Below are 13065 nucleotides of genomic sequence, written 5' to 3'. Positions count from 1 at the left end.
CTCCCGTCCGGCACCACTCATTTTTGTTGAGCATGCCGCCATGCTCGGTATTCGGCCTCGCCCTCGGGGCTCAACGGATAGTATTTCCGCAGGTCTCCCCCTTGCGCCAGGCGCGAGCGCGAAAACTCTTCCCACTCAATATGCGCGCCGGCGAGCTCGACCAATTTTGGAGCAAGGGCGACCGGCACGACGACCACGCCGTCATCGTCGGCGACGATGATATCGCCAGGGATGACCAGCACGTTCGAGCAGGCGATGGGAACGTTGACGGCGAACGGCACGATGTTGGTTTGGGCGTGGAAATTCGGCGTGACGTCCCTCACCCAGATGCCGATGTCCAAAGCCGCCGCCTGGGCGGAATCGCGGATGCAGCCGTCGACAACCACGCCGGCCCCGCCGCGCCCGGCGAAATAGGTCAGCATCATCTCGCCGAAGATGCCGCTTCCCAGATCGCCGCGCGCATCGACCACCACCATGTCGCCCGGCTGCGTGGGATAGAGCACGTGACGGTGTAACTGCCGCTCCGGCTCCTCATATTCGGTCTCGTTGTAGAGATCCTCGCGCTTCGGCATGCACTGGAGCGTGAGAGCAGGCCCCGCCGCCGTGCGGCCCAGCCTCAATGGACGCGGGCCCCGTATCTGCGGGTCGCGAACGCCCATCTTGTGGTAGAGTTCGCTGGCCAGCGTCGCCGAGCCGATCGCCGCAAGCGCATCGACCAATTGTCTCGGCGGCCGCGAAATGTCCGATATCGCCGGTATCTGATCAGCTGCCATTCCGTATCCTCCGATTGCGCGGCGAGGTCCCTGACCCCACCGATCGTCACTCAGTTGCGTATCCCGTCGTCGAAGCCGTCGAGCGTTCTGGGTGCATGTCCGCCATTCAGCCGCGGACGGCACCGGTGGTGAGACCCTTGACCAGCAGCCCCTGGGCAAACCAGACAAACACCAGGGTCGGGATGACCATCAGGACGCCGGCTGCCGACATCGCGCCCCAGTCGATGCCGAATTGCGAGACGAAGTTGGTGAGCCCGACCGGCAGAGTCTGCGCGGCCTTGCTGGAGGTCAGGGTCAGGGCAAGCAGCAGGTCGTTCCAGGTGAAGAGGAAGGTGATGACCGCGCTGGCGCCAATACCAGGAGCAATCAGCGGCGTCACGATCTGGACCAGCGTGCGCACCGTGCCGGCGCCGTCCGACTGGGCAGCCTCCTCGATCTCTTTCGGCACGTCCTGGATGAAGCCCAGAAGCAGCCAGATGGCGACAGGCAGTTTGGCCGCCGTATGGCTCAGGATCAGCGCCCAGATGGTGTCGAGAATGCCCATGGCGGCAAACACGGCAAAGAGCGGAATGGCAAGCGCTATGACCGGGATCATGCGCATGATCAAAAGCATCCCGAAAATCAGCATGGCGCCCGGCATCCTGAAACGCGACAAGGCATAGGCGCAAGGAATGGCCAGCAGATGGACGAGGATGACCGTCGCCGCCGAGACGATGACGGTGTTCCAGACATAGTCCATCGTGTCGTACTCCGCGAAAACGGAGACGTATTGTGTTAGCGTCGCGGTCTCGGGAATGATGTGCACCGGCACCGAGAAGATGTCGGCCGAACTGCGGATCGACGTTAGGAACAGCCATACCAGCGGAAAGACGGTGAACGCGACGGTCAGGGCCAGCGCCATATACTGGCCGGCGGTTCCCACCGTAAATCGACGGCGCCGGCGCTTTGGCCTGGGACGTGCGCTAACGATTGCGGCTTCGCTCATATCGCTCTCCGTTTCGCAATCAGCCACGGTATTCCGTAGAGGAGCCCGAGCACGAACAGCGACATCCCCAAAGCAATGTAGGAGACGGCCGCCGCATGTCCGAAATCCACCGCCTGAAACGCCAGCAGGTAGGAATAGACGGTGAGCAGGTTGGTGGCGCCGCCCGGCCCGCCCTGCGTCATCAGCCAGACGACGTCGAAGGTCCGGAACGTGTCGATGATGCGAAGCATCAGGGCGATCATGATGATCGGACGCATCAGCGGCAGCACGATATGCCAGAAGCGCTGCCATGGCGTGGCGCCGTCCACGGTGGCCGCCTCGAGCGGTTCCTGCGGCAAGGACTGCAGGCCGGCGAGGAACAGTAGCACCATCAACGGCGTGTTCTGCCAGACATCGGCGACGATCACCGAGACGAGCGCCCAGGTCGGATGGTTGAGCCATGGAATGTCGGGCAGGTTGAACATGCGCAACAGCGCGTCGACCAGGCCGTACTGGGTGTTGAACAGCCACCGGAAATTCAGGCCCACCACTGCGGGCGCGATCATCGGAGGCACCAGGAGCAAGGTGCGCGCGAGCCGCATGCCGCGCAATTTGCCATTGACGAGCACGGCGATCGCCATTCCAGCCACCACTTCAATCGTGATCGAAATGATGCTGAATATGGTCTGATTTCGCAGTGCCTGGTTGAACTGGCGGCCGAAGAGTTCGTCGGTGTAATTTGCCATCCCGATGAAGGGCGCCGAACCGCTCAGATCCCAGCGGAAGAAACTCATGGTGAAAGAGTATCCGAGCGGATAGAGCAGGATGGCCAGCATGACGAGGAGCGCCGGGCTGGCCAGAAGGTATCCTCTCTGCCAGGTGTAGGGCAGCGGCGAACGTCGCCGACGCCTCGACACCGTATGCTGCGCGACGGACGGCATCGTCAATCGTAAGCTCCGGCCCGACGCATGATCTCCTCAGCCTCCGTCGCCGCCTGGTTGAGCGAGTCCGCGGGAGAGACCTGGTCGGTCAAGGCCTGTTCGATGGCCGAAAACATCAGCGTGCAGACTTTCGAGAAGCCGGCTAGCTTCGGCCATTCCTTGCCGTTGGCTATCGTCGTCTCGAGCTGCTGCAGCCACACTGCCTGAGGCCCCTTTGCCGCTGATATCACTTCCTTGGCGATCGCCTGGCTGCTGGGAAAGTTGGTGAATTGGTCGAACTGCAACCGCTGCGCCTCCGGACCGACCGTATACTTGATGAATTCGACGGCGGCGTCCTTGCGTCCGGATTGTCCGTTGAGCGCCATGGCATGCGAAATGGCGCATGAAATCGCGGCCTTGTCCTTGACGTAGGGCGCAGTCGACCACTTGCCGACGACACGTGAGGTCTCCGGATTCGATAGGGTCGCGAAGGCGCCCGGCCAATCGAAATTCGCATAGACCGTGCCGGACGAGAATTCGGTCGAATTCTCGTTCCACTGATAGCCTACCGCATCGGGTGGCACGATTTTGTGCTTCTGGATGAGATCGCGATAGAAGGTCAGGGCCTTGATGCCGGCTTCGGAATTGAAGGCCGGCTTGTTGGCCTGGTCCACCCAATCGCCGCCGGCTTGCCAGAGCAGATCGCTGAAGGTGCGTTGTGCTGGATCGCCCTGCCCCGGCACGACCAGCCCATAATGGCCATTGCCGGTCAGTTTCAGCCCGACGTCGACGAGCTCCTCCCAGGTCTCAGCCGGCTTCAGGCCTTTTTCCTGATAGATATCGCTGCGGTAGTACTGGACGCGCGAATCCATGTTGCGCGGAATGGCCGCCAGATTTCCAGTCTTGGGATCGCGCAGATACTTGACAGCGACCGGGTAGAATTCCGCGAGTTCGCTGTCGCTGAAATAGCTGTTCAGCGGCGCAAAATGGTTGAAGTAGGAATCGATCTGCGCCGTATGGGTGCTATAGACGTCGTATTGGCTCGATCGCGCTGCGCTCAACGTGACCACCTTCGCGGTCAGCGGGGTGAATTCCAGCAAGTCGTAGCGAACCTTGATACCGGTCTTGGCGGTGAAATCCTGAACGATCTTTTCCCAGTATTTGGGATAGAGCGGGCCGCCGGTGATCAGCAGTGCGGTGATCTCGTTCGCGTCTGCCCTGGCGATCCATGGCGCGGCTAGCGAGCCGGCCGTCACTGCCGCGCTCGCGGCCAGGAATTTGCGTCTCGATAGGTTTGCGGACATCATAATCTCCTCCTTGGTTTGATTGGTCGGCCCATCCAAGGGTCGGCCGATAACTTCAACCTTTCCGGCAAATCCGCGGCGGCTTGCTCCTCCCGCAGCGAGACTGCCTGGACTACGTCCCGAACGACGCTTGCGAGCCCGCCGGGCACCGTTCGATCCTCCCTTCCCGCAGGCCGAGTTATAGGCTACTGAGCACCATGAGATAAGTTGACTGCATATCTAGCTATCAGCCTATAAGCTTATCAGACAAGTGGATGTTAATGATGGATGCCATGGAGGTCAAGCTTCAAACTTTGCCCAAGCAGGTGGCCGGCGTGCTCGCGCGCCGCATCGCCAGCAGCGGCGTCGCCGGCGGCCAGGGACCGTCGGAGCAGCAGATCCTTCAGGAGTTCGGGGTTTCGCGCGCGGTGGCACGGGAAGCGCTCAAGATCCTGGCGTCTCTCGACATGATCGAGATCGCGCAGGGACGACGCGTGGTGCTGCGTCCCGCAGACGAATGGGACTATCTCAGTCCATTGCTTATCGACTGGCTGCCGCCCGAGCAGACCCGCGAGATCTTGGCGGAAGCACACGCAACGCGGATAATCATCGAACCGGCCATCACCGCCATCGCGGCCAAGCATATGACCAAAGAGAACCTCGAGCGTCTTGGCACTCTGCTGGCAGCGATGTCGGCCAGCGAAGACAATGCGGACGCCTATCTGAAACTCGACCTGGATTTCCACATGGAGATTTGCCGGGCAGCCAAGAATAGGATCCTCGACCGCTTCATGTACTCCTCCCGGTGGTGGCAGATGGCAAGCAGGCGCATCAGCAACCAGGTGCCTCATGCCCTGCCCTCGGCGACTGAGATGCACAGAGCGATCTACGAGGCGCTCGTGGCGCGTGATGCAAAACGGGCGGAAGAGGCGATGCGCCGGCACCTGAAGATCACCACGGCCGTTGGCCTGCCCCCATAAGAAATCGCCAGCCGATGCTCCCGAGCGGCGCAGCCAGCAATCGGGCTGGCCGCGCCGCTGCGCGCCGGGAGGACGCGGCCGATATCAGGCGCTTTTTGCTTGCTGTTCCTGGCGCTGGCGCGCGCGAAAACCGAACATGTCGCCCTTGTCTTTGATTTCCGCCCATACCGGTCCGGTAATCTTGTCGATGGCAGCGATGTCCGCGTCGGAAATCGCCCAGCCTGTGCTCTCAGCATTTTCCTCGAGTTCCTTGACCGTGCGCGCGCCGACCAGCGGCGAACTCACGCCCGGCCTGCTGGTAAGCCACTGGATCGCAAGCTGCGGAACCGTCTTGCCGTAGCGCGCCGCAATCGGCTTCAGGGCGTCGACGGCGTCAACCGCGCGCTCGTAGGTGCCCGGCTGGAACAGAACGGTGGTGCGGCGCTCATCGCCTTCGACGAATTTGGTGTCCGGCGACAACAGCCCTGTAAGCAAACCCTGGGCGAGACCGCTATAGGGCATCACGCCGATATTATGCTTGCGGCAATAGGGCAGCGTCTCAGCCTCAACCTCGCGCCACAGCATGTTGTAGGGTGGCTGGAGCACGTCGATGACGCCATGCTGACGGGCGCTGTCCATGTCGGCGGTGCTGAAATTCGAGACGCCGACTGCCTTGATACGCCCGGACGACCGCAGCCGCTCCATCATCTCCATGGTCGGGCCGATCGGAAAATCCGAGTTCGGCCAGTGGACAAAATAGACATCGACATAGTCCGTCTGCATCCGCTTCAGCGAACCGTCGAGCGCCGCCTCAATCGCGGCGGGTTCGAGGTGATTGGGCGCAACCTTGGTCGCGATAACAGCCTTGTCGCGACGGCCGGCCAGTGCCTTTCCGACGATCTCCTCGGCATGGCCATGTCCATAGGCTTCGGCCGTGTCGATCAGCGTTATGCCAAGCTCCGCGGCGCGTCGGATCACCCGGATCGATTCCTCGTCGTCGGCCGCGCCCCAAAAGGCGCCGGACATACCCCAAGTGCCTAGACCGATCTCCGATACCCTGACCGGCGACGATCCCAACTGTCGCTGTTGCATCCTGTTCCTCCTGATTGGCAGGCAGGGCCATCACCCTGCTGATGTCCAATTTATACGCTTATATACTCGTCTAACAAGTAGGTTCCGGCGGATTTATGGCGCTTGGCGCGGAGCCACGAATTTCCCAAATGATTCAATGATACCTGCCGCTGCGAGGTGTATTCGCGCAAAATCGTTCAAAGGGGGTTTACGTTCCATCTTCTCATCTTGTATGCTTATTGGACAAGTTGACCTAACTGACCATATGCATTTGTAGGCGCCGCGCGCCATCACGGGGAGGAGGTTTCGATGAAGATCACGGACATCAGGACAGCGGTCGTCGCCTATCACGGCAAGGCGACCCTGATCCGCATCGATACGGACGCCGGCATCTCCGGTTATGGCGAGGCAAATCCCGATGCAGGCGCCGCCGCAATCGTCGGGCTGATTTCGGAACTGAAGTCGGAACTGATCGGCCAGGATCCGCGCAATGTCGAATATTGCTGGGACAAGATTCGCCGTGACCATGTGTTTTCCGGTGCGCAAGCCGGCGTCTTTCTCATCGCGCTGACCGGGCTGGAGATGGCGCTCTGGGACGTGGCGGCGAAAGCCGCCGGGCAGCCGCTTTATCGCTTGTTCGGCGGCAAGTTCCGCGACCGGATAAGACTCTATGCAGATTGCGGCGATGGCGATGAGGAATCGGGATCGCCGCAGGGATGCGCGGCACGCGCGCGCCGCATGGTGGCGGAAGGCTTCACGGCGCTGAAATTCGACATCGACAATCTGCGCCACCCGGCGAAGTTCGACGCGGTGAACCATACCATCAACGGCGCCGAGTTGCGCTTCATGGTCGAGCGTGTTGCAGCGGTCCGCGATGCGATCGGCCCCGACGTCGATCTCTGCATCGACCTGCACGCGCGCTACGACGTGCTCAGCGCCAGCCGCATAGCGGCCGAGATGGAACGGTTCAACCTTCTCTGGCTGGAAGAGCCGATCCCGGCGGAAAATGTCGAGGCCCTGAAGCAGATCCGCATGCGGACCAAGACGCCGATCTGCGTCGGCGAAAATCTCTACCTGCGCTGGGGCTTCCGCGAACTGTTCCAGAACTATGGCGCCGACGTCATCATGCCTGACGTGCCGAAATGCGGCGGCCTTGCGGAAAGCCGCAAGATCGCGAATCTCGCCGAGATGTACTATGTGCCGTTCGCGCCGCATCTGGTGTCGACGCCGCTGGGCACGATGGCGACATGCCATGTCTGCGCCAGCGTTCCGAACTTCCTCGTTCTAGAGTGGCACGCGCTTGAAGAGCGGGAGGCGTGGGACAGTTACGTGCGCCTTCCGTACGGCGCGAAGTCGATCGTCGAGGACGGCCACATCGTGGTGCCTGACGTGCCCGGCATCGGCGTCGAACTCGACATGGAAGGCGTCCGCAAGCACGCCGTGCCAGGCTTCGGCATCTTTGAATAGCTGACGACCGGGCCGGGCGGATTGAACTGCCCGATCAAACAAATCCGTTGTGAGGAAGCCATGGGCAAGCGGATCATCTTCACCGGCGGCAGTGGCAAGATCGGCCGTCACGTCATACCCTACCTGCTCGAGCGCGGGCATCAGGTTCTGAATCTCGACCTGACGCCGCTCGATGTGCAGGGCGTCGACACCGTCATCACCAATCTTGCGGACGCTGGCGAGACCTACAATGCACTGACGCTGCATTTCGGGTTCAACGAATACTTCGGCGGAAGGAGCCGCGGCCCGGTCGACGCAGTGGTCCATTTCGCGGCGATCCCGCGGATATTCCTGCGACCGGATAACGCCATGTTCACCGCCAATGTGCAGTCGACCTACAATGTGATCGAAGCCGCCACCAAGCTTGGCATCCGCAAGATCGTCACTGCTTCCAGCGAAACGGTGTACGGTGTGTGCTTTGCCGAAGGCGACCGCGATTTCACATCGTTTCCGGTGGACGAGGACTATGACGTCGATCCGACCGACAGCTATGGTCTCTCCAAAGTGCTGGGCGAGAAGATTGCGCGCTCTTTCGCCTCCCGTACTGGAGCCGACGTCTATGCCCTGCGGATCGGCGGAGTCGTCGAACCGCGGGATTATGGCCGCTTCCCGGAATTCCTGGCCGACGCCTCGAAACGGCGGCGCGACGGCTGGACCTACATGGACGTGCGCGATCTTGGCCAGATCGTCGATCTGTGCATCGAGAAGGACGGCTTGGGGTTCCAGATATTCAACGCAGTCAACGACAACATCGTGGCCGAGATGCCGACGGCGGAATTTCTCAGCAAGCACGCACCCAACATACCAGTCACACGCGCCCTGGATGTATTTGAGGGACCGATCTCAAATCGGAAGCTGCGCGACATCCTTGGGTTCCGGCAAGAGTATGACTGGCGCACACAGCCTGCGGATACTTGACTGGTGGCGGAGAAGGCGGCGGTAGATGGGGATGTTCCTGAGGCCAAGGTTGGCGCAGAGACCAGATTTTCCTGAACTCAAGCAGCGCGCTGGGTAAACGTAGCACTCGGTTCACGAATATTGCCGGCGCTGCGGTGCCACATGGCTTCAGGGCCTTTGGCCGGGCTAGTCCAACGTCTGCTTCCTAGCTCACGCAGTTTGGAGCTAAACGGCGGGTTGGAGGCGCAAAGCTGCCATCCGCAGACGATGCGATCGGCGAGTGTCTAGACCATCGCCTCGAATCGCCTTGGCGAACCGCTTCGTAGCCTAATGGCGGATAACGACAATGGTCGGCCCGGAGGGTCGACGTCTTCTACTGGAAGTCAACACGTTAGCGGAGGGTTCGGCAACCCGTTTCCTTCATATTCTCTGGTATGATCTGGCGAACCTAAAGAACCGGGGGAGCACTAGTTTTTACTACGCGTGGTATCTCTGTCTTGTCCCGCAAAGGGGTCGATGCATGTTGACCCAGGGCATGAGCCCGACTGGTTAGGAGGCCAATAGCGGACGCGCGACTCCGAAGATATAAAAACCATAGGCCAACGTTATCCTGCGGTCCAACTCGAGGCGTAACACCCAAGTGACAACTACTCGTTTCCTTAGTATCTGGCGATCGCTCTCCGGTGTCGGCATGGCCCTCGGCATGCTGTTCTTCGCGGCCGCCCTGACGCCGACGCTCGTTCCCCGCACCGACCTGACGCAAGGCGTACTGGCGGGCGCGTGCTTCGCCATCGGCTACAGCCTTGGCGTCGCCTTGCGGTGGCTGTGGAAATATCTCGAGATTCCGGAACTGCCGCCACGGCCGCGTTTGCTGTCCAAGGCGATTATCCTGGTCCCGTGCCTCGGCCTTGCCGTTGTGGCACTGTGGCGATCCGGCGCGTGGCAGAACTCCATCCGCGCGGTGATGGGCATGCCGGCTGTCGATGGCGCTCATCCCCTCAATGTCTGCGCCCTGGCCATTTGCACCTTCATCGTCGTGCTCGCGCTGGCGCGCCTTGTCGCTTGGCTGGTGCGCGCCATCGCCGGGGCACTGAGACGCTACATACCCCGGCGCCTGGCGAATGTCGCCGGCGCCGCTGTCGCCGTGCTGCTCATCTGGTTGCTGGTGAGCGACGTTGCGATCCGCGCGATCTTCGGCGCGCTCGATTCCTCGTTCGCCAAGTTCGACGCACTCATGGAACCGGAGCGCCAGCAGCCGAGCGAACCCTCCAGGACCGGAAGCCCCGCCTCGCTGGTCAGATGGGACGAGCTCGGCCGCGCCGGCCGCGAGTTCATCGCGGACGGTCCCGCCGCCGCCGAGATAGGGACCTTCACCGGCCGGCCGGCGCAACAGCCGGTCCGGGTCTATGTCGGGCTGGGAGCGGCGGACAGTGCGCAGGCCCGCGCGAAACTCGCGCTGGAGGAGCTGAAGCGGGCGGGCGGCTTCAGCAAATCCACGCTTGTGGTCATCACGCCGACCGGGACCGGATGGATCGATCCGGCCTCGATGGATGCGCTCGAATATCTGTGCCGCGGCGATGTCGCCAGCGTCGCCGCGCAATATTCCTATCTGAGCAGTCCGCTGTCGCTGCTGGCGCAGCCGGAATACGGCGCCGAGACGGCCCGGGCGCTGTTCCTCGAAATCTACGGCTACTGGACCACCCTGCCGAAGCAGTGGCGGCCGAGGCTTTACCTGCACGGGCTCAGCCTTGGCGCCATGAACTCCGAAAGATCGGCCGGGCTGTTCGAGATCTTCGGCGACCCGATCAGCGGCGCACTCTGGAGCGGCCCGCCCTTCGAAAGCCGCATCTGGCGCTCGGTGAGCGATACGCGCAACAACGGCTCGCCGCAGTGGCTGCCGATCTTCCGCAATAGCAGCCTGGTCCGGTTCATGAACCAAAGCGGCCCGGCGGTGGCGCCCGACACGCCCTGGGGCCCGCTGAGGATCGTCTACCTGCAATATGCCAGCGACCCGATCGTATTCTTCGATTATCGCGACGCCTACCGGCAGCCGGATTGGATGAAGGCGCCGCGCGGGCCGGACGTCTCGCCGCAACTGAGCTGGTACCCGGTGGTGACCATGCTGCAGCTCGGTCTCGATATGGCCGTGGCGACAACCACGCCGATCGGCTACGGCCATGTCTACGCGCCGCAGGACTATGTGGAAGCCTGGAGTGCGGTGTTGGGCGTGAAGGACTGGTCGCGACAGGACCTCGCCGCCCTCAAAACCCATCTTGCCAGCAAGGTTGCAGCACAGGCCGACAGAGGCGGCTAGCTGGGGCTTCAGGGCACGGCCGAAATCAGCAGGAACATGGCGAATATGCCGAGATGGACCACTCCCTGGAGTCTCGTCGTGCGGCCCGTGCCGAGCGTGGGCGTGCTGACGAACATGGTGAGCAGAAGAAACACCGCGAGCCCCGACATCCGTTCAGGCTCATGATGCAGTCGATTTGCCACTGACGTAAATGGCGGAAAACGGCAGCGGGCGTAGGGAGCCCGCTGCCGCCAGGAGCGAGGCACGACGACGGACTGACGTGCTCGGCTCCTTGTTCCCGCAGCGGCTTGGCGGCAGACATCGCCGCGGGAAATTGCTGGATGTTCGCGGCTATCGCGGCGGCAGCATTTGGGGCGGGCGCCCTGAAACCAACAGGCTCCAGGCCGCCTTCTGTCAGGCCTTGCCCACGGGCAGCGCGACGAACCGGCTCGAGTCGTCGCGGGTGATCTGCATCAGTACGGCCTTGCGGCCAGCCTTGGCTGCATCGGCCATGGCCTTGGAGACGTCATCAGTGGTGTTCACCTTGGTCGAACTGACGGCGGTGATGACATCGCCCGGCTGGATGCCACGATCGGCCGCATCGCTATTGGGATCCACATCGGTGACGACCAGTCCTTTGCCATCGTCTGACTTGGCGATGGTCAGGCCAAGATCGGCCAATGCGTCGGCCTTGGCAGGCGCGACCTGCTTGCCGTCATCGCCGGAGGCCTGTTTGTCGCTGGACGGCAGTGTGCCGAGATCGACCTTGATCGTCTGGCTTTTGCCATTACGCAATACGGTAAGATCGACCGACTTGCCCGGCGCATAGGCGCCGATCGTGCGGGCGAGGTCTTTGGGCGAATCGACATCCTTGCCGTCGACCTGGGTGATGACGTCACCAGCGGCAATGCCTGCCTTGTTGCTGGGACCAGCGTCCTGGGCGTTCGAGACCAGTGTGCCCTTGTCGGATTTCAGACCAAGGGATTCAGCAATTTCAGCGGTGACCGGCTGGATCTGGACGCCGAGCCAACCTCGCTTGATGGAGCCTTCCTTCATCAGGTCTTCCACGACCTGCTTGGCGGTCGAGGCCGGGATGTCGAAACCAATGCCGACACTGCCGCCCGACGGCGAGAAGATGGCTGTGTTGATACCGATCACCTGGCCATTGAGATTGAAAGTCGGGCCCCCCGAATTGCCATGATTGACCGGAGCATCGATCTGGATGAAGTCGTCATAGGGGCCGGCGCCGATATCGCGGCCCCGAGCGGATACAATGCCGGAAGTGACGGTGCCGCCGAGGCCGAACGGGTTGCCGACTGCCACCACCCAATCACCGATGCGGATCTTGGAGTCGTCGGCGAAGTCGACATAGGTGAACTTGCCGCCGCCATCGACCTTCAGCACAGCCAGGTCCGTCCGCGGATCGGTGCCGACCAGCTTGGCGTCGAGTTCCTTACCGTCACTGGTGACGATGGTGAAGGACGAGCCTTCCGAGACGACGTGATTGTTGGTGACGAGATATCCGTCCTCCGAGATGAAGAAGCCTGAACCCTGTGCCACCGGGCGCGGCTTGCCGTCACCATGTTTGAAGCCGCCCTGCTGCCGGTTGTCGGGCAGGTTCTCGAAACCATCCTGATCGTCGGAACCGTCGTCGGCGACCGGCTGGACCGTGGACTTGACCTTGACGCTGACGACCGCCGGCGAAACCTGCTCGACGACATCGGCGAAGCTCGGCATCTGCGGCGCCTGGACATGCACCGCGTCGGCCAGCACGGGGGCAGTGCCGGAAACAACAGCTCCGACGCCTACAGCGCCTACAGCGCTCAGCGACACTACAGCCGCCGCCAGGCGCCGACGAGTTCCGGAATACGAATTGGGGACAATATTCATGGGGTTCCATCCTTTTGAGTGAGATGCACTGAGCATCCTTGGCCAGGATGGTTAGAAGAACCTACATTACGGCATCATTGCCATATCATGAAAGTTTTGTCATTTTCATTCCATAGTATTTATAAAGACGATATGTATAGTTATTTTCACTAATATTGCAAATTTGTAACTTGCACGTTCGATTATTATTCAATTCTGTGACATCGAATTCGGTGGATTTGCGATGTCACGACAATCTAAATCGACACTAGAAAAAGTGAATGTGCCTTCCGATTTATTCGGAGTTTACGCGACATTGGGCCGGGGCTTGCCGGGCGGCGATTTCAGATCGAATTTCATCGCGAGTTCTCTATGTGTTGATTGCATGGCAGGCCATTTGAAGGTAGCGCGCATGGCATTGGGCGCGCCTTTGTCGCCGGGACGCCAAGAGGCCGCTCCGGGCGGTGATTTTCAGCAGGGTGAGAGCCTCCCCAGGAGGTGATTATCGTCCAAGCGAGGCGTCGAGAGGG

The 13065-nt window shown here is 61.5% G+C and carries 10 protein-coding genes and 1 pseudogene; 4 read left to right on the top strand and 7 right to left on the bottom strand.

Going from position 1 to position 13065, the window contains the following annotated elements:
* Positions 1-17 precede the first annotated feature (17 nt).
* The 4 genes from FJ946_RS16485 to FJ946_RS16470 form a co-directional block, all read right to left on the bottom strand.
* Positions 18-773: a ribonuclease activity regulator RraA gene (locus FJ946_RS16485; protein WP_140565628.1), complete on the bottom strand. Its 756-nt coding sequence runs from the start codon at positions 771-773 to the stop codon at positions 18-20.
* Positions 774-879: 106 nt separating this feature from the next.
* Positions 880-1758 (bottom strand): carbohydrate ABC transporter permease, encoded by an 879-nt coding sequence (locus FJ946_RS16480; protein WP_140499370.1) that lies wholly within the window; start codon positions 1756-1758, stop codon positions 880-882.
* Entirely contained in the window at positions 1755-2678 is a 924-nt protein-coding gene (locus FJ946_RS16475; protein WP_224618856.1) for a sugar ABC transporter permease, read from the bottom strand. The genes FJ946_RS16480 and FJ946_RS16475 overlap by 4 nt, the downstream gene beginning before the upstream one ends.
* Positions 2679-2680: 2 nt before the next feature.
* Positions 2681-3961 (bottom strand): sugar ABC transporter substrate-binding protein, encoded by a 1281-nt coding sequence (locus FJ946_RS16470; protein ID WP_181167675.1) that lies wholly within the window; start codon positions 3959-3961, stop codon positions 2681-2683.
* A 272-nt stretch (positions 3962-4233) separates the two neighbouring features.
* Between FJ946_RS16470 and FJ946_RS16465 the strand changes: the two genes are divergently transcribed.
* The gene (locus tag FJ946_RS16465; RefSeq protein ID WP_224671538.1) at positions 4234-4920 is read left to right on the top strand and encodes an FCD domain-containing protein; all 687 of its coding nucleotides are present in this window, start codon (positions 4234-4236) and stop codon (positions 4918-4920) included.
* A gap of 84 nt (positions 4921-5004) precedes the next feature.
* On the opposite strand, the gene FJ946_RS16460 is transcribed toward FJ946_RS16465, so the two are convergent.
* Positions 5005-5991: an aldo/keto reductase gene (locus tag FJ946_RS16460; RefSeq protein ID WP_140521324.1), complete on the bottom strand. Its 987-nt coding sequence runs from the start codon at positions 5989-5991 to the stop codon at positions 5005-5007.
* A gap of 288 nt (positions 5992-6279) precedes the next feature.
* Here FJ946_RS16460 and FJ946_RS16455 point away from each other — a divergent pair, with 288 nt between their 5' ends.
* The 3 genes from FJ946_RS16455 (at position 6280) to FJ946_RS16445 (ending at position 10687) form a co-directional block, all read left to right on the top strand.
* On the top strand, positions 6280-7437 hold the full coding sequence (locus tag FJ946_RS16455) for a mandelate racemase/muconate lactonizing enzyme family protein (RefSeq protein WP_140565632.1): 1158 nt from the start codon (positions 6280-6282) through the stop codon (positions 7435-7437).
* Between the two features lie 60 nt (positions 7438-7497).
* On the top strand, positions 7498-8394 hold the full coding sequence (locus tag FJ946_RS16450) for an NAD(P)-dependent oxidoreductase (protein WP_140521322.1): 897 nt from the start codon (positions 7498-7500) through the stop codon (positions 8392-8394).
* 670 nt (positions 8395-9064) lie between these two features.
* Complete coding sequence (locus tag FJ946_RS16445) at positions 9065-10687, top strand: alpha/beta-hydrolase family protein (RefSeq protein ID WP_140565776.1); 1623 nt, start codon at positions 9065-9067, stop codon at positions 10685-10687.
* Positions 10688-10695: 8 nt separating this feature from the next.
* Here the strand turns inward: FJ946_RS16445 and FJ946_RS16440 are convergent.
* Together FJ946_RS16440 and FJ946_RS16435 are read right to left on the bottom strand one after the other, a co-directional pair.
* A pseudogene (locus tag FJ946_RS16440) lies at positions 10696-10821 on the bottom strand (ionic transporter y4hA); the annotation flags it as partial.
* Between the two features lie 259 nt (positions 10822-11080).
* The gene (locus FJ946_RS16435; RefSeq protein ID WP_140556221.1) at positions 11081-12556 is read right to left on the bottom strand and encodes a Do family serine endopeptidase; all 1476 of its coding nucleotides are present in this window, start codon (positions 12554-12556) and stop codon (positions 11081-11083) included.
* Positions 12557-13065: the final 509 nt, after the last annotated feature.

The sequence above is a fragment of the Mesorhizobium sp. B2-4-7 genome (assembly GCF_006442685.1).
Taxonomy (GTDB): domain Bacteria; phylum Pseudomonadota; class Alphaproteobacteria; order Rhizobiales; family Rhizobiaceae; genus Mesorhizobium.
The sequence above is the reverse complement of the archived record's forward strand: the minus strand, read 5'-3'. Positions and strand labels throughout refer to the sequence as shown.